This is a genomic window from Stenotrophomonas acidaminiphila, from assembly GCF_001431595.1.
In the GTDB taxonomy this organism is placed as follows: Bacteria; Pseudomonadota; Gammaproteobacteria; order Xanthomonadales; family Xanthomonadaceae; genus Stenotrophomonas; species Stenotrophomonas acidaminiphila.
Genome location: NZ_LDJO01000031.1, coordinates 1 through 22,089 on the forward strand (window position 1 = coordinate 1; position 22,089 = coordinate 22,089).

Genomic DNA, 22,089 nt, shown 5'->3' on the forward strand with positions numbered 1-22,089 from the left:
CAGGCCCGCAGGCCTGCGCCGGTGCCGTACCACCAGCGACGCCGCGGGCAGCGCCCGCCGCCGGAGCGGTGGCTCAGCGCTTGCCGCTGCCCAGCAGGCCGCTGCCGAGCCGGATCAGGTCGGATACACCGAGCTGGCCATCGCCGTCCTGGTCGAGCAGGCTGCCGAGCAGGCCGCCGGCAACACCCCCCTGCTGCACCACGTGCTGTTTTTCCTGGCCGAGCATCCGGCCCAGGCCGTCGGCATCGACCTGCGCCTGGTCGCCCGCGGACATGCGCTGGGCCAGGTAGGCCATCACCACCGGCGCGAGGATCCTGAGCAGTTGCCCGGCACGGTCGCTGCCCAGGCCGGTGGCCTGGGCCAGGCCGGCCTCGGCACGGCCCTGGCTGCCGCCGAAGATGTGGCCGAGGGTGCCGGCGCCGTTGGTGGCCGGGCTGTTTCCGCCGCCAAGCACCGCCCCGAGCACGCCGCCGATGTCCAGGCCGCTGTGGTTGTCCTGCAGCGCCCCCAGCAGGGCTTCGGCGCCCTGCGGCCGGGCGGCGTTGTTGCCCAGTGCGCCCATCAGCAGCGGCAGCGCGGCGCTGATCGCGCCTGCGGCCTGCTGGCTGTCCAGCCCCAGCTGCTGGGAGACCTGCTGCAGCGGTGCGCCCTGCAACTGGGCAAGAAGATCGTCGGTGAGGCTCATCGGGCGGGTCCTGGCGGTGAATGTGCATGGCCATGGTAGCGCCGCCGGGGACGGGCATGGGCGGCCATGCCGGCGGCGGACCCGGCCGGACGGGCCCGGTACGTGCGCCGCACAGCCATGGGGCGGGGGCATTGGGCGCGGCCCGGCAGCGGACGCCCCGTTGAGCGCCTGTCGGGCGAGGGCGGTGGGTGCGTGGGGTGATGGGCCGGCCGCGGCGCAACCGGCCCCGCCCGCAGGCGGGGCCGGGGACGTTTACAGCACGATGTCTTCCGCGCCTGGCGTGGCCCTGGGGAACCCGGCTTCCGGCCGTGCCGGTGCGAACGGGTCCGCCGGGCCGCTTTCCGCCAGCTTCCTCAACGCCGCCGCGACACCGGCGCCATAGGCCGGGTCGGCCTTGCTGCAGTTGTCCACGTGGCGCTGCTTGATGAAGTCAGGCGCATCGCCCAGCGCGCGCGCAGTGTTGTCGAACAGGCGCTGCTGCTGCGCCGGGTCGTAGCTGCGGAACAGCGCGCCGGGCTGGCTGAAGTAGTCGCTGTCGTCCTCGCGGAAATTCCAGAAATCGGCATCGCCGCGGATGCGCAGCGGCGGCTCGCGGTACTGTGGCTGCTCCTGCCACTGGCCGTAGCTGTTGGGCTCGTAATGCGGCAGCCCGCCGTAGTTGCCGTCCACGCGCATGGCACCGTCGCGGTGGTTGCTGTGCACCGGGCAGCGCGCCGCGTTCACCGGGATCTGGTGGTGGTTGACGCCCAGCCGGTAGCGCTGCGCATCGGAATAGGCGAACAGTCGCGCCTGCAGCATCTTGTCCGGCGACGGACCGATGCCCGGCACCAGGTTGCTCGGCGCGAACGCCGACTGTTCGACGTCCTGGTACCAGTTGTCCGGGTTGCGGTTGAGCTCGAACTCGCCCACTTCGATCAATGGGTAGTCGCTCTTCGGCCACACCTTGGTCAGGTCGAACGGATGGAACCGGTAGGTCTCGGCATCGAGCTCGGGCATGATCTGCACGAACAGCTTCCATTTCGGGAAATCGCCGCGCTCGATCGCCTGGAACAGGTCGCGGCCGTGGCTTTCGCGGTCCTTGCCGGCGAGCACTTCGGCCTGGGCGTCGGTCAGCGCCTCGATGCCCTGCTGGCTGTGGAAGTGGAACTTCACCCAGAAGCGCTCGCCGCCGGCGTTGGTGAAGCTGTAGGTGTGCGAACCGAAGCCGTGCATGTGGCGGAACGTGCGCGGGATGCCGCGGTCGCTCATCACCACGGTGACCTGCATCAGCGCTTCCGGCAGCAGGGTCCAGAAATCCCAGTTGTTGCGCGCGCTGCGCAGGTTGGTATGCGGGTCGCGCTTGACCGCCTTGTTGAGGTCGGCGAACTTGCGCGGGTCGCGCAGGAAGAACACCGGCGTGTTGTTGCCCACCAGGTCCCAGTTGCCTTCCTCGGTGTAGAACTTCAGCGCGAAGCCGCGGATGTCGCGCTCGGCATCGGCCGCGCCGCGTTCGCCGGCCACGGTGGTGAAGCGGGCGAACATTTCCGTCTTCTTGCCGACCTCGGAGAAGAGCCTGGCGCGGGTGTAGCGGGTGATGTCGTGGGTGACGGTGAAGGTGCCGAACGCGCCCGAACCCTTGGCATGCATGCGCCGTTCCGGGATCACTTCGCGGTTGAGGTTGGCCAGCTTCTCCAGCAGCCACACGTCTTCCATCAGCAGCGGCCCGCGCGGCCCGGCGGTGCGGCTGTTCTGGTTGTCCACCACCGGCGCGCCGAAGGCGGTGGTCATCGGCGTGACCGGTGCGTCGCCGTGCTTCTGGGCGGGGGTGGTACGGGTATCGCGCTGCGACTGCGCGGCCTGCGTCGGCGTGGGCGCGACATGGTACGGGCAGGTGGGTTTGCTGTCGTTGCTGCTCATGGCGGGCTCCTGGCTGGCATCTGGAAACATCGTGCAACGACGATAGCTACGGGTGGGTGAAATGGAAAATCGAATGATCCGCTCGGAGTAATAGGCCCCGTCTATGGCGTGACGCGCCGGTTGCGCCGGCTGCAAGGGGTCAGTCGCGGTCGGGCGCGCCCAGCGGGAACAGCGGCCGGTAGGGCCGGGCTTCGGCGACGGCGCGGGCGAACGAAGGCCGGGCGAGCAGGCGCGCCCGGTAGTCGCACAGCGCGCGATGGTGGGCGGCGATGCGGTGCGTCCAGTCGGCGTAGAACAGCGCCGGTGCGGCGGCGCAGTCGGCCAGGGTGAAGGCTGCGCCGGCCGCCCACTGCCTGCCGGCCAACTGGTCCTCTAGCCAGGCGTAGGCCAGCTCCAGCCGTTCCACCGCGCTGGCCAGTGCATCGCCGGCCTTGCCGTCGTCGCCGCTCAGCGCACCGCCGACCGCATGCTGCACCGGACTCATCACGTGCAGGTCGAAGAAGCGGTCGAGGAAGCGTACTTCCAGCGCGGCCTCCGGGGCGTCCGGCAGCAGCCGCACCGGGCCGGCATGCCGCTGCTGCAGGTACTCGATGATGATGCTGCTCTCCACCACGCTGCGCCCGTCGTCCACCAGCAGCGGGAACCTGCGCAGCGGCCAGCGCCGCAGCCATTCGGCCGCATTGTCCGGCGTGTCCGGACCCAGCATGCGGAACTGGAACGGCGTGGCGTTCTCGTACAGGGCGATGAGCACCTTCTGGGTGTACGAGGAGAACGGATGGCCATAGAGCTGCAGCGACATGGGAGCCTCCGCGGCGGATGCCGGCGATGGCAATGTGGGCGGAATGCCGGCGCCGCGCAAGGGGCACGGGCGGCCATGCCGATGCCGTGGACGGCCGCCATCTGCCAGACTGCGCATCGCCCCCGAACCCTCCTGGACCGCCCCGCATGAGCGAACGCGCCACCCGCCTGCTGCACCTGCTGGACGAACTGCGGCGGCGGCGCAACCCGGTGCGCGGTGCGCAGCTGGCCGAACAGCTGGGGGTGAGCCTGCGCACGCTGTACCGCGATATCGACGCGCTGCGCGGGCAGGGTGCGGACATCGGCGGCGACCCGGGCGTCGGCTACCAGCTGCGTGGTGGCTTCCTGCTGCCGCAGATGATGTTCTCGGCCGAGGAACTGGAGGCGATCGTGCTTGGCGTGCGCTGGGTGGCCTCGCACGCCGACCCGGACCTAGCCGCCGCCGCCGGCGCGGCACTGGACCGGGTCACCGGGGTACTGCCGGAGAACCTGCGGCTGCAGGTGGAGACCAGCGGCCTGTACGCGCCGCAGTGGCACCCGACCGAGCCGGAGCCCTGGCTGCCGGCGCTGCGCCGCGCGATCCGCGCCGGGCATGCGGTGCGCATCCATTACCGCGATGCCGAGGACCGCGCCAGCGAGCGGGTGATCTGGCCGTTCGCGATGGCCTTCCTGGCCGAGGTCCGGCTGCTGGCGGCCTGGTGCGAGATGCGCGGCGATTTCCGCCATTTCCGCGCCGACCGCGTGCTGGCCCTGCACGATACCGGCCAGTGCTACCCGGAGCAGCGGCACCGGCTGCTCAAACGCTGGGGCGAGCAGCGGCGGCAGCGCAAGGCGCTGGCTGCCGACTGCTGACAGCCGCTGTCAGCAGCCCCCGCGCACACTGCCGGCTCCCGCCACAGGAGCTCGCCATGCACACGTTGGTTTTCTACACCCACCCGTTCTCCCGCGGCCGCGTCGCGCGCTGGATGCTGGAAGAGACCGGCCTGCCCTACGAGGAGGTCATCCTCGATTACGGCACCACGATGAAGGCGCCGGAGTACCTGGCGATCAACCCGATGGGCAAGGTGCCGGCGCTGCGCCACGGCGACAGCGTGGTGACCGAGAACGCGGCCATCTGCCTGCACCTGGCCGAACAGGTCCCGGACCAGCACCTGCTGCCGCCGCCGGGTTCACCGGCACGTGGCGAATGCTACCGCTGGGTGCTGTTCGCCGCCGGTCCGCTGGAGTCGTTCATCAGTGCACGCCGGCATGGCGCGCTGGCACCGGCGAGGGAGGCGGGCTACGGCAGCGAGGCCGACCTGATGCGCACCCTGGAAGGTGCGCTGGCAGGCCGGCGGTATCTGGTGGGGGACCGGTTCAGCGTCGCCGATCTGTACATGGCGGCGGTGCTTGGCTACTACATGCGGATGGGCGAGCTCGAGCCCAGGCCGGCGTTCGAAGCGTATGCGGCGGCGCACCTGCAGCGGCCGGCGGCAGTGCGGGCCAACGCGCGGGACGATGCGCTGGTGGCGGCGCGGGCGGAGAGTGCCTGAGCGAGGCACGCTGCCCACCGTTGCCGTTGCCGTTGCCGTGCTTGTGAAGTTGCTCTGCTTTTGACTTCCGGATTCCCTTCCGCAGCGACGGAGCCGACGGACAAGACCCCGCAGGGGCGACGTGCAGGGACGCATGTCGTTTTTCGACACGACAGGGGCGAACCGGAAATAGGCGAAGCACTGCTTCGCCCCGGTGAGCGGGCTGGCGCCTTGAGGCGACTGCCCCGGCCCCAGCTGCATCGCAGCTGGGGCGTGTCGAAAAATCCCGGAGGTGGAGTGGACCCAGCCCGCGTAGCGGGTTGGGCGCGTAGGCAGGGGATCCGGAAGTCAAAAGCCATCGGGCAACTGCAGAATCACGGGCAACCGCAACCGCAACCGCAACCGCAACCGCAACCGCAACCGCAATTGCAGCGGCATGCAGTCAGTGAGCGATTCCGCTCACAGCAACGACTTCATCCGGTACAGCGCTTCCAACGCCTGCTTCGGCGTCAGCTCGTCCGGATCGATCGCCTGCAGTGCTTCCAGTGCCGCCGAGGACACGGGCGCGAACAGGCCGAACTGCTGCGGCGCATCCAGGGCCTGTGGCGCCATCTGCGCGGCGTGGGTCTCGCCACCGCGCTGTTCCAGCTCGGCCAGGCGCCGCCGCGCCTGCGCCACGGTGGCACGGGGCAGGCCGGCCAGCGCGGCCACCTGCAGGCCGAAGCTGCGGTTGGCCGGGCCGTCCTTGACCGCGTGCATGAACACCAGCGTTTCACCGTGTTCCACCGCGTCCAGGTGCACGTTGGCGATGCCGCTGGGACCGCCCTCGTGCGGCTCGTCGGCCAGTGCGGTCAGTTCGAAGTAGTGCGTGGCGAACAGGGTGTAGCAGCGGTTGACGTGGGCAAGGTGGCGCGCGACCGCGTCGGCCAGGGCCAGGCCGTCGTAGGTGGAGGTGCCGCGGCCGATCTCGTCCATCAGCACCAGCGAGTGCGCGGTGGCGTGGTGCAGGATGTAGCTGGTCTCGGCCATTTCGACCATGAAGGTCGACTGGCCCTTGGCCAGGTCGTCGCCGGCGCCGATGCGGGTGAGGATGCGGTCGATCGGGCCGATCACCGCGCGGCTGGCCGGCACGAAGCTGCCGATGTGGGCCAGCAGCACGATCAGTGCGTTCTGCCGCATGTAGGTCGATTTGCCGCCCATGTTCGGGCCGGTAATGACCAGCATGCGCCGCTGTGGGTGCAGGTCCAGGTCGTTGGGCTCGAACGGCGCCTCGCGCACCGCTTCCACCACCGGGTGGCGGCCGCGCTCGATCTTCAGGCACGGCGCGGTGTCCAGTTCCGGCCGCGCCCAGTCCAGCGCCTGCGCGCGTTCGGCGAAGCAGGCCAGTACGTCCAGCTCGCTCAGCGCGGCGGCGCAGCGCCTGAGCGGTTCCAGGCGCTCGCCGATGGTATCCAGCAGGCCTTCGTACAGCAGCTTCTCGCGCGACAGCGAGCGCTCGCGCGCCGACAGCACCTTGTCCTCGAAGTTCTTGAGTTCCTCGGTGATGTAGCGCTCGGCGTTGGTCAGCGTCTGGCGCCGGGTGTAGTGCACCGGCGCCTTGTCGGCCTGGCCCTTGCTGATCTCGATGTAGTAGCCGTGCACCCGGTTGTAGCCGACCTTCAGGTTCGCGATGCCACTGCTCTCGCGTTCGCGCGCCTCCAGGTCGATCAGGAACTGGTCGGCATGGGTGGACAGCCGCCGCAGTTCGTCCAGTTCGGCATCGAAGCCCTCGGCGATCACCCCGCCGTCGGACAGCTTGAGCGGCGGTTGCGTGGCGATGGCGCCGGCCAGCAGGTGCGCGCTGTCGTCGTGCGAGCCGAGCTCGGCTCGCAGCTGCTGCAGGCGTGGCGAATCCAGCGCCTCCAGCTGCGCGGCGATCGCCGGCAGCATGCCCAGGCCGTCGCGCAGGGTGGAAAAATCGCGCGGGCGCGCCGAGCGCAGCGCCATGCGGGTGAGGATGCGCTCGATGTCGCCGAGCGCGCGGAACGACTCGCGCAGGTCGGCGTCGGCGCCGCGGTCGATCAGCGTCGCCACCGCGTGGTGGCGCTGCTGCAGTACCTCGCGCAGGCGCAGCGGGCGGTGCAGCCAGCGTCGCAGCAGGCGCCCGCCCATCGGCGTCACCGTGCTGTCGAGCACGCCCAGCAGGGTGTTGCGGGTGTCGCCGTCCACGCGCGTGTCCAGCTCCAGGTGGCGGCGGGTGGCGGCACTCATCGCGATCGCCTCGCCGGCGGTTTCCACCGCGATCGAGGTCAGGTGCGGCAGCCGCTGCTTCTGGGTTTCCTCGACATAGCCGAGCAGCGCGCCGGCGGCGGCGGTGGCGCGCGGCTTGTCGTCGATGCCGAAGCCGGAAAGATCGTGCAGCTTGAAGAAGGCCAGCAGCTGGCGGCGGCCGCTGTCGGCATCGAACAACCATGGCGCGCGGCGGCGCACGCCGCTGCGCTGGCGCAGGAATTCCGGCCAGTTCTCTTCGTCCGGCACCAGCAGCTCGGCCGGTTCCAGCCGCGCCAGCTCGGCTTCCAGTGCGTCCTCGGTCTCGACCTCGTTGACCATGAAGCGGCCGCCGGCCAGGTCGGCCCAGGCCAGGCCGTAGCCCTGCTTGCTGCGCGAAAGCGCCATCAGCAGGGTGTCGCGGCGCTCGTCCAGCAGGGCTTCGTCGGTGACCGTGCCGGGGGTGACGATGCGCACCACCTTGCGTTCGACCAGGCCCTTGGCCAGCGCCGGGTCGCCGATCTGCTCGCAGATCGCCACCGACTCGCCCAGCGCCACCAGCCGCGCCAGGTAGCCCTCGTAGGCATGCACCGGCACCCCGGCCATCGGGATCGGCGCGCCACCGGAGCTGCCGCGCTGGGTCAGGGTGATGTCCAGCAGCCGCGCGGCCTTGCGCGCGTCGTCATAGAACAGCTCGTAGAAATCGCCCATCCGGAAGAACAGCAGCAGGTCCGGGTAATCGGCCTTGGCCGCGAAGAACTGCTTCATCAACGGCGTTACTTGTGCGGTTGGTTGTACTTCTTTCGTATTCAATGGCTTATGTGGATTTTTGGAGCAAGTTGTCTTGCTCATGAACATTATCGGTGTATGCCATTACTTGGTAGGTACTTCCCAAGTTGGAGCAACAGCTTACGCGTTTTTCCAATGCTCTTTGGTAGGGTGAACAAGGGCGCAAAACAGGCTCTGGGCAGCTGTGGAGTGTTCATCGGGTACCCATGCGGGACATGGCGACTTGAGAACGACTTCATTGACAGCGGTAGAGGGTAATGATCCCAAGTGGCCATTTGAACCGATTCGCCCCCGGCGGACATCGATTTACCGACAATGACCGCGGCAGATCCTGCCTAGAGCATCATCTGCACTTCCCGCGTCGTCGGGAGCTCGGGCCATTCGCCGTTCGTCCAGAATTGTTCCAGCGCGCCGCGCAAGATGTCCAGGGAGGTCGAGGCGCCATTCCGGTTGCCGAACCGCTGCTTGTTCATGGCTTGCAACCGGAGCATTTCCGTGTCCTGGGCATTGACCCGTTTCAGGAACGGCCAGGCCAGCAGGCGTACTGCCCAGGCCGGCGCCCAGCGGCCTTCGACATGCAGGGCGACGAAGACATCTGTCGTGTCCTGCGTCCGCGGCGTGAAGTGCAGGTCGATCAACACTCGGCTGCCGTTCGCATAGGCATATTCCAGCCGGGTACTGCCGGGTGCGGCGAAGTGCGCGCGTTCGACGATGCGTTTGGATTCGAACAGTCGATACAGCAGCCCGGATTGGGAAGGCATGCCGTGGTACTCGACGGTAAAGCCTTCTGCCGTGGTATGGAAACCGACGGTCGCCGGCACGCGGCGATCATCGCGCCGGACCAGTCCGGCGTGAATGAAGTGCGTATGCATCGGGTCGAGGAAGTTCTCCATCGCGTCGACCACGTTGGCCGGCCAGCAGGTGCGCCACAGGAAGCGGCGTGTGTTCGGATCGGTCGCGCGGATCATGGCATTGGGCTCGGTCGCGCCGGTACGACCCGGCCGCAGCCAGACGAAGCCGTCGAGCTCGCACGTGGCGAAGGCGTGGACACGCACGTCGGGCAGTGCGATATCCGGCGGCAAACCGGGGATATCGCACAGGCGCCCATCCGCACCGAACGACCAGCCGTGGTACGGACACGCCAGGCGATCGCCTGAGACGCGGCCGGCGGATAGCGGTGCGTGGCGGTGCGGGCAGCGGTCTTCCAGCGCAATCAATGCACCTGCGCCTGTGCGTGCCAAGGCCAGATGTCTGTCCATGACCGAAATCGCCATCGGCCTCGGCCCGACCTCGTCGGCGCGGGCCACTGCGTACCAGTGCGCGAACAGCGAGGGATGCCAGGGCTTCACAGGCGGTACCTGCGCAGCAATGGAATGCCGATCCGGCACGTGGTCGATGACAGCGCATCGACCGCGATGCGCGTGCGCGTCGGAAGGTGGCGTGCGTAGACCGCGCTGTACTCGATCGAGGGCATGCCGCCACGGAGACGTTTGAAGCCTGCTGCACCTGCGCTGAAGTTCAGCCGCCAGCCGTGCTCGAGGCAGGCACGGTAGGCGCAAGCGGTCGTCAATCGATACAGTGCCGACTTTTGCGGCTGCGTTGTGTCATAGCCGACGATGGGCGCTGTAGCCGTGCGCCCCATGCGGAACAGGCCGATAACGCACGTCAGCCGGCCGTCGGCATCACGGAAGCCCTCGAACGCCAGCAGGCCAGCGTGGTGCCAGCAGCGCAGGAACGCCTCGCTGTACATCGGATTGAAACGCGAATACTTGCCGATGTAGAGCAGGGCATATAGTTCGGCGATGCGCGCGTAGTCAGTGTCGGTGATGTCCTGGTCCCGGCAGTGCCGCAACGAGGTCTTCCGCGGCAGCGCCAGATCGCGCTTCAAGTTGCCATGCATGCCTGCCAATGCGCCGATATCGGCGTACAGGTAAACCTGGCGGCTGGCGACGAGGCGGCAACCGGCCGCCTGCAGTGCCTCGAGCCAGTCGGCGTTGTCATGCTCATTGAGCGAGCGGAACCATAGCGCATGGTGGGGCCAACGGGCGACCGCTTGCTCCAGCAATACACCGGGATCCAGCCACGCCCGCGGCGGGTACAGGTTGGTCGACAACAGCCAGTTGTTGATCGCCACGGCATGGTCGATTCCGGCCCAGCCCAAGGACCGCCCGATCGACGAGATCATGCGCAGCGATGCCGGCGCCATCCAGCCGGGAAGGTAGCGTGCACTCTCCTCAGCGGCGCAATCAGCGTAGGTGGTGCGTGGCGAACAGACCCACGCGTCACCGGCGCGGCCGTCGTGAACGGTCACGGGCAGGTCGCCGGCAGCGCAGCGGATCGTTTCGACGCGCGCATGCAGATTGGATATCAGCGTTTCCGTCGCGCGGCCGGCATGAATCGTCGCAAAGGCACGGGCGCGTGCCGCGAAGCTCTCCTCATCGGCGGCGGCAAGTGCGGTCATACGCCCAGTGCCTCCAGTGGTTCGCCGTCCCATTCGATGTCGCGTGTCGCCGCCTCGCGCAGGCTGCAGCGCTGCAGGAGCGCCAGCCGTGAGTAGGAAGCCAGGTCGCCGATGCTGCCTGCCGGCGGCAGGCGATCGCCGGGTACCGAGATCACGTCATCCGCACGCTGGAAGTCTCTCAACCACTTTCCAAACCGTCGGTTCCTCACTGCCGCCGGCAACCCCGCCATCGTCATCAGCGCGGCGATCATCTTCGGCTTTGCGGGCCAAGGTTCGCGCAGATCGCCATCGCCGAGCAGCGCCGTCGGCAGATCCGCAGCGAACGGGAATAGGTGCAGACCGCTGGTCGCGCGCGGATTGCATTCCAGCGCCAGCGCTTCGCCGTCGCAGGTTTCGATCCAGTCGAAGGAAACCTGGCCGCTGTATCCGGTCCCGCGGACGAAGGCAGCGACGGCATCGTGGATCGCGGGCCGTCGCACCGGGTCGAAGTAATAGCTCGAGCTGCGCGCCAGCCGATACGCGGGGCGGTAGATCACGTGCGCCAGCAGCCGGCCGCGGTCGGCGATGGCATAGCTGCACAGTTCATCGCCTGTGACGAAGGCCTGCACGACCCAATCGCCCAGCGGCGGCAGCTCCGGCGCATCGCCCGTGATGCCATGAGGGTACAGGCGCACGTGCACGCCGAAGCGTGAGAATTCAGGCTTCACCACGACTGCTCGACCGCGCGCCCATTCACGTGCCTGGGCCAGTGTGCGCACGCGGCCGCTGGCCGGGGTAGGCATGCCGTTGCTGCGGGCGATGCGGACGAACTCCCATTTGCTGTGCAATGCCGCCAGCTTGTCGAATTCATCCACCGCGACGTGCAGTTCGCGTGGCAACGCGGTGCGGTGGCGTGAAAGATGCAGCGCTTCCTCGCAGGTCGGCACCAGCAGATCGATGCCCCGGGCGGTGACAGCGTGGTTGAGGTCGGCGACGAAGCCACGGGCGTCGTGGCGCGGTGACCGCAGCGAATGGGTCCCGGTGACCGAGGACGACCAGCCCGACAGGCGGCACGGAATGCTGTCGGCGATATGCACTTCCCAACCGTGGCGGTGGAAGCGGCGCGCATGGTCCAGTGCCACCGGTGCGCGGCCTCCGAGGATCAGGACCCGACATGTCATCGTTGCCGCTCCCGACGGGGACGCCACTCGTGGCAATGCGAAGGCACGATGCGCAGTCGCGGGGTGGTGCGATGCAGATCATGCAGCCGGGCGAGCGTATCGCGATAGGCAGTGGTGTCTCCGAGCCAGCTGGTGACCAGCGCGGGCGGTGGCGCATTGTCGCGAATCGCCTGCGACGACCAGCTGGCGTCCGCAACCAGGAAAACGGGGCCGTTTCCGTCATCGAACAATGCGCCGAAATGTCCGGCAGCATGGCCCGGTAGTGGCACCAGCAGCAGGCTGGCGTCGCCGAACAGATCGTAGCCATGGCCGAAATGGTCGAACGGCGGTTGCAGTTCCCGCGCCGGTCGGTCTTCGAACCAGTGCAGCGACGCGTGCTGTTGCCGTTCCAGCAAGGACGGCAGCAGGCCCACGCGCAGCGCACCCAGGCGGGAGCGCCCGTGCAGGTCGTCCCACGCCGCGCGCGAACAGGCAACGCGTGCGCCCGCGAAATCGGCCAGCCCACCGACATGGTCCCCATGCAGGTGCGAAACCACCACCCAGCCGATGTCCTCCGGTGCAACGCCATCGCGGTGCAGTTGTGCCGCCAGCGATTCGCATGGTGACAGATTGACGGGCGTGACCAGCCGATACAGCCGCTCCGGGAACCGCGCGGTGGCGTCCAGGAAATGTCCGGAATAGCCGGTGTCGAACAGGATCCGGCCGTGCTCCGGGTGCCGCAGCAGCGTGACCAGGGCGGGAAACTCGCACGCGCGCGGCGAAGCGCCCCGGCGGGTCGCCAGTTCGGGGTGTGTGCAATGCCCGGCTTCGTAGAGCCGCCATTCAAGCGTGGCCATGGGTCTCCCACCAGCGTGCGAAGCGGGCGAGGCTGGCCTGCATGTCCGTGTGTGGGCGGTAGCCCAGTTCGCGCTGCGCGCGCGTGATGTCCAGTGTTTGCGAATAGCCGATCACGCCAATGCCGTAGCGGCTCAAGCGGGGTTCCGGCCGGCCAGCCCGCAGCCGGGACAGGCACTCGGACAACGTTGCCAGCGCCAATGCCGGTGCGCGCGGCACCGACACCAGCCTCACGTCGCGGCCGAGTGCGGCGAACAGATTTTCGAGCAGCGTACGCACGCGCACCGGCTCGCCGTTGCTGACGTTGTAGGCGCGGCCGTTGGCGGGCAGATCGGCATCCACGCAATGCGCCATCAGTGCGACGAGGTTGTCGACGTGGGTAACATCAATCAGTGCACGACCGCCGTCGACTAGCGGAAACCAGCCGCGTGCGGCCACGGCCATCAGTCGCGGCAGGATCGCGCGGTCGCCTTCCCCATATACCGCGCGCGGACGCAGGATCAGCGTCTGCATGCCATCTACGCACGCGTCGCGCACCAGACATTCAGACTCCCACTTGCTGCGTGCGTACTCGGTGATCCAGCGTGGCGGGGGAGTGAACTCCTCGCCTACGCCGAACTGGTCGCGGAACCGGAAGTAGATGCTCGGCGAGCCGAGATGGACGAAGCGGCTAACGCGCTGGCGCCGCGCGGCGTCGAGCAGTCGCGCGGTCGCGGTCACGTTCGCCCTGCGGAACGCCTCGGCGGAGCCCCATGGCGCGGACAATGCCGCGCAGTGCACGACGACGTCGCATCCGGCGAGGAGCGGCTCGAGCGCGTCGCCTGCCAGGTCGGCGGCAACGGGCCGGATCAGGCCGTCGCCGGCAGGCAGCCGGGTCGGATCGCGGCCGGTGGCAATGATCTGGTGTCCGGCAGAGGCCAACCGCCGCACGGCGTGGCTGCCGATGAAGCCGGTAGCGCCGGTGACCAGGATCTGCGCCATGCTCAGTACCTCAGTACCGCGCCGGCGAACGACAGGCCGGCACCGGAGCCGACCATCGCGAACAGGTCGCCGCGGCGCAGATCGCCGTGCTCTATCGCGTGGTGCAGCGCCAATGGAATCGATGCCGCCATCTGGTTGCCGTGCGTTTCCAGGATCCGCACCAAACTATCCTGCGGCAACCGCAATGCGCGTTGCAGGTGGTCCAGCGCTTTCACGCTGGCCTGGTGCGGGACCAGCCGCTTCAGATCCCCGGCCGCCACGTTCGCGCGGTCGAATAGCGCGCGCATGAAGCCGGGCAGCTTCTGCGCGGCCAAACGGTAGGTCGCGCGCCCGGACATCTCGAAGCGCGAGGCGGCTGAGAATTGTCCGGCGCCATCGGACAGGCGCACGCGGGTACCGCCGGCGCGCACCTGGCAGAATTCCGTGCCTTCGCTGTGGGTTTCCATGTGTGTAGCCAGCAGGCACGAAGCGTCACCTTTCCCGGCTGCTTCCACGACGACCGCGGCTGCGCCGTCGCCGAACAGGGCGGCGGTGTCCGTATCGTCCCAGTCGAGTCCAGCCGAAGCGACTTCGCCGGCGACCAGCAGCACGCGGCGGAAGCGGTGCGTCGCGATCGCCGAGGCGACCAGGTCCAGTGCGACCAGAAAGCCTAGGCAGGTGGCGTTGACATCGAAGGCCGGAATACGGCTGCCCGACAGTCCCAGTCGCCGCTGCACCAATGCGGCGGTGCAGGGGATCGCCTGCTCCATCACCCCGGAAACGCTGATCACCGCATCGACCTGGTCGGCGCGCAGGTCGGCGCGCCGCAACGCATCCTGTGCCGCCTGCGCAGCCATCATCGAAGCCGGCTCGTCGGCGCCGGCGAAATGCCGGTAGTCGATCCCCACATGGCGCCGGGTCCAACCGTCGGGCTTGCTCCATCGACGGTCGAACTCGTTCGAGTCCACCCGGCGCGATGGGATGTACTCGCCCGTTCCCAGGATGCGCAGCGGTATCGGATGCGGGGAGTCGTGGTCCATTCGACAGGTTGTTCGGTTGAGGTGAGCGAGAGCCTGTTCGACCCATCGAATGGCGGCAAGCAGCGGGAGCGCGGAGCGCAGTTGATGCTCGGGAAGGTATCAAATAGTGATACTTTTTGCGTCGATCAACTCGCTGGAAGGTCAATCATGTCGGGGTCAAAGCTCATCCTGCGCGGTATCCGTGAACTGCTGCGGGCGAGGGGCATGACCTATCGCGACCTTGCCGCACAACTGGGCGTCAGTGAGCCGACGGTGAAGCGCGACCTCAGCCGGGGCAATTTCTCGCTGGGGCGATTGGACCGCATCTGCGAAGTCCTCGGAGTCGGCATGGAGGAGCTGATCCGCGGCGATGGACAGGGCCCGGTCCTGTTGACCGAATTGAGCGACGTGCAGGAGCAAGAGCTGATCGCCGATGCCCGCCTGCTGCTGATCACTTACCTGGTGCTCAACGACTGGAAATTCGCGGAAATTATCGCCGCTTTCCACATCGACGAGAATGAACTGGTCTCGCTTCTGCTCAGGCTGGACGCGATGCGGCTGGTGGACTACAGGCCGCCGAACCGGATCCGCAAGCTGACCGCGCGCAACTTTTCCTGGCGCAAGGATGGCTCGGTCCATCGGTTCTTCATCGAGCACATCCTTCCGGAGTTCTTTGCCGCGCGTTTCGATGCACCGACCGATGGCTTCCACTTCATGGGCGGATCGCTGTCCGATGGTTCGATGCGCTATATCGCTGCGGAAATGTCCCGCCTGGCGCGCGAGTTCGATGCTCTCGCACGCCAGGATGCAGCCTTGCCATTGGAGGCGCGCAGTGGCTGCAGCGCAGTGTTCGCATTGCGCAGTTGGGAGTACTCCGCATTCACCAGGCTACGACGGGCCACCAATCCCAGCCAGTCCCGATAGCGGATGTGATCGCCCGTATTGACGGAACGGAGGGCTGTTGAAAATTGGCTCGGGGAGGGACCGGGTGCTGCATTCCCACCCTCACTTCGCCTTCTTGTCGGTGCCTGGCGACGAACTGCCGCATGCCCCCGCGTCCCTGCCGGTCCAGGTCGCCCGTAGGGAACCTGCGATATCCAGCACGCTGCGGCCGGCTTCCGTCGAGGAACGATGGCGGCGCCGGCAGCCGCGTGGCGGGTCAGTCGCCCGCGTCGAGGGTCCCCTCGGCCAGCGCCACCCGGGAGCCGTCGAGCAGGCCGCGGCTGAGTTTCCCGTTTTCGATGAACAGCAGTTCGCCGTTCTCGCCGTTCTTGATGCTGCTGTCGATGGCGATGACGCGACCGCCGTGGAACGTGCTCACGTGCGGCATCGAGGTATGGCCTACGACGATGCGCTCCAGCCCCAGCTGGTCGAGCAGGTTCTGCACGCCGGCGGTATCCAGGCGCCCGTCGAAGTAGCCGCGGTACCAGATCGGGCTGGTCTTGCCGTCGTACAGCGGCGCGGTGGCCGGATCGGCCTTGACCTCGGCCTTGGGGCGCCCGAGCGATGCCTGGTAGGCGGCATTGGTGGCGACCGGGTCCAGTGCCAGTTGCAGCGCCTCGGGCGAGATGCCGCCGTGCAGGAACAGCGTGCCGCCGACGCGCAGCAGCACCGGACGGGTGCGCAGCCACTGCCCGATCACCGAATCGGCGCCATACAGCTGCGGATAGCTGCGGCCGAGCAACTGCGCGCTGCGCAGGTACTTGGGGTTGACGTAGCGCAGGTCGTCGTACAGCACCATGGTCTCGTGGTTGCCGAGCACGAAGTGCACCGCACCACCGGCAGCTGCGGCCTGCTGCTGCAGGCCGTACAGCAGCCAGAACACCTCGGTGACCTGCGGGCCGCGGTCGAACACGTCGCCGGCGATCACCAGGGTGTCGCAGCCCAGCGTCCACCGGTCCTGCTCATCGATGACCCCGTTGGCACGCAGCAGTTTCACCAGCAGGCCGTACTGGCCGTGGATATCGGACACCGCGACGATGCGCGCGGCCGGCGGCAGCAGCGCCGTGGCCACCGGCAGCGGTGGCGCCACGGCGACCGGGTGCGGATAGCCGCAGCGTGCCGCAACCGTGGCCTGCGCGTCGTCCAAGGCCTGCTCCTGGACCGCGTCGTCGCAGATCCAGCGGGCGTGCAGACGGCCGTCCTCCCGGAATACGTAAGGACCGTCGGCATCGACATGCACCGGTTCGGTGACCGGCGGGGCGGCCAGCACGGAGGTGCTGGCGAACAGCACGAAGCAGGCCAGGAGCATGCGGCGGAACGACGGACGGCAAGTCGGCATCGGGCTTTCCTGTGGCGGTGGCGGTCCGATCATGCCACGTGCCCAGCATGCGATGGCCGGTGCCGGCTCAGCTGCGCTGCAGCGCGATGCGTCCCGGCGCCTCGGGCAGCGAGCCATCGGCCAGCACCACGCGGTTGCGGCCACGCTTCTTGGCCTGGTACATCGCCGCGTCGGCGCGGGCCATGACCCGCTCGTAGTCCGGATGGCCGTCATGCACGGCCACGCCGATGCTGGTGGTGATGTCCAGCCCGCCGCCGTTGGCCAGCACCACCGGCGACTCGGCCACGCGCCGGCACAGGCTGTTGGCGATCACCAGGGCCTGCGGCTCGTCCACCGCCACCAGGACCACCACGAACTCCTCGCCGCCGTAGCGGAATACATAGTCGCTGCCGCGGGTGAACTGGCCGAGGATGGTGGCCACGTGCTGCAGCGCGCGGTCGCCCACTTCGTGGCCGTGTTCGTCGTTGATCGTCTTGAAATGGTCCAGGTCCAGCAGCAGCACCGCGAAGCTGCTTTGCGATTTGGCCGCCAGTTCGATTTCGCGGCGCAGCACGGTGGGCAGGAAGCGCCGGTTGAGCAGGTTGGTCAGCGTGTCGCAACCGGCGTCGAGTTCGCCGATGCGTTCGAACAGCATGCCCAGCAGGCTGCGGACCTGGCTGACGCGGCCGCGGATGTCCTGCAGCTGGGTAGCGCGCACGCGGGCGTCGTTCTCGTCGTGCAGGGTCTGCTGCAGGGCATCGTCGATCTCGCCGATGAGCTCGCAGATCTGCCGGGTCTCGGCGCTTTCGCCGAAGCTTGGCACGCCCTTGTGGGTGAACCACAGCCCGAACTCCGAGCCTGCCAGCGACTGGAAGCCGGCGGTGTCGCACTGGCTCGCCAGGGCGTAGAGCAGGGTGTTTTCCCAGTCCAGCAGCAGTGCGCGCTGGCGCTCGCGCTCGGTGCCCACGTTCTGCACCAGCGAGAACAGGCGGTAGGCGGCATCGGTACGCGAGGAGCGTTCGCGCGCGTTGGAATAGGCCAGGGTCATGCCTTCCAGCGCCATGTCGAACGAGGCGGTGAGGCTGGCCACGGCTGCGTGCGCGACCTGGCCGTGGCCCGCCAGCGTGGCGATGGACTGGAACAGGCGCTGCTTCAGAACGCGGGTGCCGCGTGTCACCAGGTCCACGGGGATGCCCACGCGGGCGTGGACGTCGCCGATCACGCGCTGTGCGGCGATCAGGCCCTCCACGTCGTCCGGAGTGGCGCGCAGCAGGCCGTTCACCCAGCGTTGCATGGCCGGCTGCAGGCGAGTGCGTACCTGTTCATGCGACAGCAGGCGCGAGGCGCGCGGGTCGCCCATCATCACCTGGTAGAAATGCACCGCCATCTCCGCCGCGCCCGTTTCCGCCATCGCCGCCAGCACCTGCGCCGCTTCGGGGCCGGCCTCGACCAGGTTCCTGCGCCAGTCGGCGGCAAGGCTGTTGTCGTCGTGGTCGGCGCGGGGAGAGGGGGTGTTGGGCATGGCGATTGCGGGGATGTGGCGGGGCGAAGAGACATTATCGGCCGTAGCCGCTACTGTTTGAGGGCTTATCCGCAACGGTCCATGCCAACGTGTCATCCAGCGTTTTTTCTTTCGCTTTGCCTCCAGCGTGCGCGCAACTGCCGGATGTGATCCGGCTCCTTCCCGTTCAGGTTTACCTGCCGCATGGCGCTGCGCCATGTCGGTGATCAGTGCCGGGCCGTTTCCGTTGATGGCGGTGCTGGGTCTGGTCGCGGCCCTGATCGCCTGGTTGTTCGCGCGCGGGATGGCCAGTGCCGCCGATGGCGCACGCCGCCGCGCCGGCGCGGTGGTGCTCGACGCGTTCCTGCTCGGCGTCCTGGGTGCGCGCGTGGCGCACGTACTGTGGCACGCGGCGGACTATCTGCCGCAGCCGCTTTCGATCATCCGCCTGGGCGATGGCGGGTATTCGGTCTGGGCCGGCGTGGCCGTGGCGTCGGCCTATGCGTTGTGGCGGACCCGGCGCCAGGCTCCGCGCAGACCGGTATTGCTCGGGTTGGCCGCGGGCGCCGCGTTCTGGCTGGTCGGCAGCATGGCGCTGTTCGCGGTGCAACGCTCGACCATCGTCCTGCCCGACATCGTATTGAGCGACATGCAGGGCAGCGCGGTGCCGCTGTCCGCCCACGCTGGCAAACCGCTGGTGGTGAACCTGTGGGCGAGCTGGTGCGGTCCGTGCCGGCGCGAGATGCCCACCCTGGCGCGCGCGCAGGCGGAGCACCCGCAGGTGGCCTTCGTATTCGCCAACCAGGGTGAGGACGCCAGCGAGGTTGCCGATTACCTGCGCGCCGAAATGCTGGCGCCGGGGAACATTCTGCTGGATCCGGAGTCGGAGCTGATGCGCCTGACCGGTGCGCGCGCGCTGCCGACCACGCTGTTCTTCGACGCCGACGGCCGGCTGCGCCGCGCGCACATGGGCGAGCTGTCGCGGGCCACGCTGGAAATGCGCCTGCGCGAGCTGCAATGACTTCCCGATTCCTCCTGCGAGATATGCGATGACCCGTTCCCGTCCCCTCCTGCTGTTGCTCTCGGCCTCGATGCTGGCGCCGGCCGCCTGCGCCCGCGATGGCGGCGCCGCGCCGCCGGCCTCCCCCCAGGCTGCCAGCACCGCCGCCGCCGAGCCGGAGGTGGTCAAGACCCTGCGCGGGCAGGGCGTGGAGTTCATGGGCACGTTCGACACGCCGGTGGGATTGACCGGCTACGCCGGCGTCGCCGGGCAGCGTCCGCTGGCGGTGTACGTGTCCAGCGACGGGCAGCATGCGATCGTGGGTACCCTGGTCAATGCCAAGGGCGAAGACGTCGGTGCGGCCAAGCTCAAGGAGCTGGTGTCCGGGCCGATGGGCGCCAAACTGTGGCAGCGGGTCGAGGCCAGCCACTGGGTGGCCGACGGCAAGGCCGACGCGCCGCGCATCGTGTATGCCTTCAGCGACCCCAACTGCCCGTACTGCAATCGCTTCTGGGAAGCCGCACGCCCGTGGGTGGAGTCGGGCAAGGTGCAGATCCGGCAGATCCTGGTGGGGGTGATCCGCGAGGACAGCGCCAACAAGGCCGCGGCGATCCTCGGCGCGGCGTCGCCGGAGCAGGCGCTGCAGCAGAACGAGCGCGATTTTTCCCGCGGCGGCATCAAGGGCCTGGCCAAGGTGCCGGCCGAGATCGAGGCCAAGCTGCGCGACAACGAACTGGCGATGCTGGAGCTCGGGTTCCAGGGCACGCCGGGCATCGTCTTCAAGGACGCCGACGGCAGCGTGCAGACACGTTCGGGCCTGCCGCAGGGCGACGACCTGCAGGCGGTGCTGGGACCGCGCTGATCGCGGCACCAGTGGGTTGAGCACGACGCTGCGGGCGGCGGTGATGTAATAGTCTCCGCCGCACCGGGCTGACTAAGCTGGCGGCGTCCTGCACGGAGCCCGCCATGAGCCACGACCACAACCACGTCCCCAGCGAGATACGCCACGAAAAGCCCCTGTGGTGGGCGCTGGCGCTGACCTCGTCCTACCTGGTGGTGGAGGTGGTCGGCGCGTTCATGACCAACAGCCTGGCGCTGTTGTCCGATGCGGCGCACATGGCCACCGACGCACTGGCGCTGGTGATCGCGCTGACCGCGGTGCGGCTCAGCCGGCGCCCGGCCGATGCGCGCCGCACCTATGGCTACGCGCGGCTGGAAGCGCTGGGCGCGCTGGCCAACGGCGGCCTGCTGTTCGCGGTAGGCCTGTACATCCTGTGGGAGGCCGTGGGCCGCTTCCGCGAGCCACAGGCCGTCGCTTCCACCGGCATGTTGTGGGTGGCCTGCTTCGGCCTGCTGGTGAACCTGATCGCCATGCGCCTGCTCAGTGCCGGCAGTGGCGAGAGCCTGAACGTCAAGGGCGCCTACCTGGAAGTGTGGAGCGACATGCTGGGCTCGGTGGCGGTGATCCTCGCCGCGCTGGTCATCCGCTTCACCGGTTGGACCCTGGTCGATCCGATCCTCGCCGTGCTGATCGGCCTGTGGGTGCTGCCACGCACCTGGGTGCTGCTGCGCGACGCGCTGAACGTGCTGCTCGAAGGCGTGCCCAAGGGCATCGCGCTGGCCGACGTGGAGCAGGCGCTGCGCGGCCATGCCGGCGTCACCGGCATCCACGACCTGCATGTCTGGGCGCTGGGTTCGAGCACGCCGGCGTTGACCGCGCACGTGGTGACGACGGCCACCGGCCAGGACGCGGACACGCTGCGGCGCGCGCTGGCCGCCATGCTGCACGAGCGCTTCGGCATCGATCACGTGACCCTGCAGGTGGAGGCCGACCATTGTGGCGATGCCTGCGCCGTGCACGCGCGGCAGGGCGCGCACGACGACGGGCACGACGGCCACGATCACGGGCATTGAGCGGCATTGCCGGCGGGCCACGTAGGTGTCGTATCCTCGGCGACAGGGCACCGCGCAGCGGAGGCCGTGCATGAAAACCGCGCAGGAAATCGTCGATTCGCGCCTCGTGCTGCGTTCGCTCTGTGCCGCGCTGGCGCTGATGGGCATGGCGGCGATGGCGTATCGGGTGCATCAGGTCGCCATCGGCCGCATCCCGTTCGATTACTGGCTGCCGGTGTCCCTGCTCGGCGCACTGTATGTCGCATGCCTGTTCGGCCATGTCGCGCTGAAGGGCCGGCTGCCGTCGTTCATGGCCAGGGCCGGCGGTTCGGCCGGCGATTGATCAGCGGGATTGCAGTGGCTGGCAGCCCAGCGCGCTGAGCACGCCATGCAGCGCCGGCACCTGCATCAGCCACGGGGTGGCGATGGTCAGCAGGCCGGCGGCGAGGATGAAGCCGGCCAGCGCCACGCGCAGGCCCGGGCGCTGCAGCCAGCGGCCCATGCGCGCACCGGACCAGGTCAGCGGCAACATCACCGGCAGGGTGGCCAGGCCAAACACGGCCATCACCAGCGCGCCACCGAGTGCGTTGGCCTGCAGCCACGCCACGCTCAGCAGGCTCAGGCTCAGGCCGCAGGGCATCCAGCCCCACAGCGCGCCCAGCGCCAGGCGGCGCCACGCGCGGTCCGCCGGCAGCAGGTGCCGGTGCAGGGGCCGCAGCCATTGCCACAGCTGCTGGCCGGGACGGGCCAGCAGGTCCAGGCGGCCGCCACGGCCGAGCAGGCGCAGCGCCAGCAGGACCAGGGCCAGGCCGGCGGCGACGCGCACGCCCAGCGCCAGGGTGTCGCTGCGCGCCAGCCGCAGGATGCCGCCCCCCAGTCCACCGGCCAGCGCGCCGGCCACGGTGTAGCCGGTGACACGGCCGAGATTGGCCTGCCAGGCGACGCTCAGGGCGCGGCCCGGGGCCATCGCCGGGAAGCCGGTGGCGATGCCGCCACACATCACCGCGCAGTGCAGCCCGCCGAGCAGGCCGGCGACGAACGCGGCGGCCAGGACCGGGATGTCCAGTGGCAACAC

General features: G+C 68.7%; 20 protein-coding genes. 7 read left to right on the forward strand and 13 right to left on the reverse strand.

Features of this window, described 5'->3' with window-relative positions; genetic code table 11:
• Nucleotides 1-73: 73 nt before the first annotated feature.
• From ABB33_RS11100 to ABB33_RS11110, 3 genes are all read right to left on the reverse strand, one after another.
• On the reverse strand, nt 74-685 hold the full coding sequence (locus ABB33_RS11100; RefSeq protein ID WP_056932152.1) for a DUF937 domain-containing protein: 612 nt from the start codon (nt 683-685) through the stop codon (nt 74-76).
• A 252-nt stretch (nt 686-937) separates the two neighbouring features.
• Nucleotides 938-2,581 carry a catalase gene (locus ABB33_RS11105; RefSeq protein ID WP_056932153.1) on the reverse strand — a complete coding sequence of 548 codons (1,644 nt, stop codon included), beginning with the start codon at nt 2,579-2,581 and terminating at the stop codon, nt 938-940.
• Nucleotides 2,582-2,720: 139 nt separating this feature from the next.
• Complete coding sequence (locus tag ABB33_RS11110; RefSeq protein WP_054664286.1) at nt 2,721-3,380, reverse strand: glutathione S-transferase family protein; 660 nt, start codon at nt 3,378-3,380, stop codon at nt 2,721-2,723.
• Between the two features lie 146 nt (nt 3,381-3,526).
• On the opposite strand from ABB33_RS11110, the gene ABB33_RS11115 reads away from it, so the two are divergent.
• Nucleotides 3,527-4,231 carry a helix-turn-helix transcriptional regulator gene (locus ABB33_RS11115; protein WP_054664289.1) on the forward strand — a complete coding sequence of 235 codons (705 nt, stop codon included), beginning with the start codon at nt 3,527-3,529 and terminating at the stop codon, nt 4,229-4,231.
• A 56-nt stretch (nt 4,232-4,287) separates the two neighbouring features.
• Entirely contained in the window at nt 4,288-4,911 is a 624-nt protein-coding gene (locus ABB33_RS11120) for a glutathione S-transferase family protein (RefSeq protein ID WP_056932154.1), read from the forward strand.
• 438 nt (nt 4,912-5,349) lie between these two features.
• Here the strand turns inward: ABB33_RS11120 and mutS are convergent, their stop codons facing one another.
• From mutS to ABB33_RS11155, 7 genes are all read right to left on the reverse strand, one after another.
• Complete coding sequence (mutS, locus tag ABB33_RS11125) at nt 5,350-7,905, reverse strand: DNA mismatch repair protein MutS (RefSeq protein WP_056932155.1); 2,556 nt, start codon at nt 7,903-7,905, stop codon at nt 5,350-5,352.
• A 356-nt stretch (nt 7,906-8,261) separates the two neighbouring features.
• Nucleotides 8,262-9,275, reverse strand: a complete 1,014-nt coding sequence (locus ABB33_RS11130; RefSeq protein ID WP_152985051.1) for an aromatic ring-hydroxylating oxygenase subunit alpha — start codon at nt 9,273-9,275, stop codon at nt 8,262-8,264.
• Nucleotides 9,272-10,387: a hypothetical protein gene (locus tag ABB33_RS11135; RefSeq protein ID WP_056932157.1), complete on the reverse strand. Its 1,116-nt coding sequence runs from the start codon at nt 10,385-10,387 to the stop codon at nt 9,272-9,274. Before ABB33_RS11135 ends, ABB33_RS11130 begins: the two co-directional genes overlap by 4 nt.
• Nucleotides 10,384-11,508: an ATP-grasp domain-containing protein gene (locus ABB33_RS11140; protein WP_225546691.1), complete on the reverse strand. Its 1,125-nt coding sequence runs from the start codon at nt 11,506-11,508 to the stop codon at nt 10,384-10,386. The genes ABB33_RS11135 and ABB33_RS11140 overlap by 4 nt, the downstream gene beginning before the upstream one ends.
• Before the next feature lie 35 nt (nt 11,509-11,543).
• Nucleotides 11,544-12,383 carry an MBL fold metallo-hydrolase gene (locus ABB33_RS11145; protein WP_056932159.1) on the reverse strand — a complete coding sequence of 280 codons (840 nt, stop codon included), beginning with the start codon at nt 12,381-12,383 and terminating at the stop codon, nt 11,544-11,546.
• Nucleotides 12,370-13,362, reverse strand: a complete 993-nt coding sequence (locus ABB33_RS11150; protein ID WP_056932160.1) for an NAD-dependent epimerase/dehydratase family protein — start codon at nt 13,360-13,362, stop codon at nt 12,370-12,372. Before ABB33_RS11150 ends, ABB33_RS11145 begins: the two co-directional genes overlap by 14 nt.
• A gap of 2 nt (nt 13,363-13,364) precedes the next feature.
• Nucleotides 13,365-14,381, reverse strand: a complete 1,017-nt coding sequence (locus ABB33_RS11155) for a beta-ketoacyl-ACP synthase 3 (RefSeq protein ID WP_056932161.1) — start codon at nt 14,379-14,381, stop codon at nt 13,365-13,367.
• 21 nt (nt 14,382-14,402) lie between these two features.
• Between ABB33_RS11155 and ABB33_RS11160 the strand changes: the two genes are divergently transcribed.
• The gene (locus ABB33_RS11160) at nt 14,403-15,284 is read left to right on the forward strand and encodes a helix-turn-helix domain-containing protein (RefSeq protein WP_225546692.1); all 882 of its coding nucleotides are present in this window, start codon (nt 14,403-14,405) and stop codon (nt 15,282-15,284) included.
• Nucleotides 15,285-15,519: 235 nt separating this feature from the next.
• Here the strand turns inward: ABB33_RS11160 and ABB33_RS11165 are convergent, their stop codons facing one another.
• Together ABB33_RS11165 and ABB33_RS11170 are read right to left on the reverse strand one after the other, a co-directional pair.
• Nucleotides 15,520-16,641: a metallophosphoesterase gene (locus tag ABB33_RS11165; RefSeq protein ID WP_056932186.1), complete on the reverse strand. Its 1,122-nt coding sequence runs from the start codon at nt 16,639-16,641 to the stop codon at nt 15,520-15,522.
• A gap of 67 nt (nt 16,642-16,708) precedes the next feature.
• Nucleotides 16,709-18,142 carry a GGDEF domain-containing protein gene (locus ABB33_RS11170; RefSeq protein WP_056932163.1) on the reverse strand — a complete coding sequence of 478 codons (1,434 nt, stop codon included), beginning with the start codon at nt 18,140-18,142 and terminating at the stop codon, nt 16,709-16,711.
• A 196-nt stretch (nt 18,143-18,338) separates the two neighbouring features.
• On the opposite strand from ABB33_RS11170, the gene ABB33_RS11175 reads away from it, so the two are divergent.
• The 4 genes from ABB33_RS11175 (at nt 18,339) to ABB33_RS11190 (ending at nt 21,357) form a co-directional block, all read left to right on the forward strand.
• On the forward strand, nt 18,339-19,142 hold the full coding sequence (locus tag ABB33_RS11175; protein WP_054664303.1) for a TlpA disulfide reductase family protein: 804 nt from the start codon (nt 18,339-18,341) through the stop codon (nt 19,140-19,142).
• A gap of 28 nt (nt 19,143-19,170) precedes the next feature.
• Nucleotides 19,171-19,983, forward strand: coding sequence for a thiol:disulfide interchange protein DsbG (gene dsbG, locus ABB33_RS11180; RefSeq protein WP_056932164.1), 813 nt, complete (start codon nt 19,171-19,173; stop codon nt 19,981-19,983).
• A 104-nt stretch (nt 19,984-20,087) separates the two neighbouring features.
• Nucleotides 20,088-21,035, forward strand: a complete 948-nt coding sequence (locus ABB33_RS11185) for a cation diffusion facilitator family transporter (protein ID WP_056932165.1) — start codon at nt 20,088-20,090, stop codon at nt 21,033-21,035.
• A 70-nt stretch (nt 21,036-21,105) separates the two neighbouring features.
• A complete protein-coding gene (locus ABB33_RS11190) occupies nt 21,106-21,357 on the forward strand; it encodes a hypothetical protein (RefSeq protein WP_056932166.1) in 252 nt (83 codons plus the stop codon).
• Here ABB33_RS11190 and ABB33_RS11195 read toward each other — a convergent pair whose 3' ends face one another.
• Nucleotides 21,358-22,089, reverse strand: a complete 732-nt coding sequence (locus ABB33_RS11195) for a sulfite exporter TauE/SafE family protein (protein ID WP_225546693.1) — start codon at nt 22,087-22,089, stop codon at nt 21,358-21,360. It abuts the gene before it with no gap.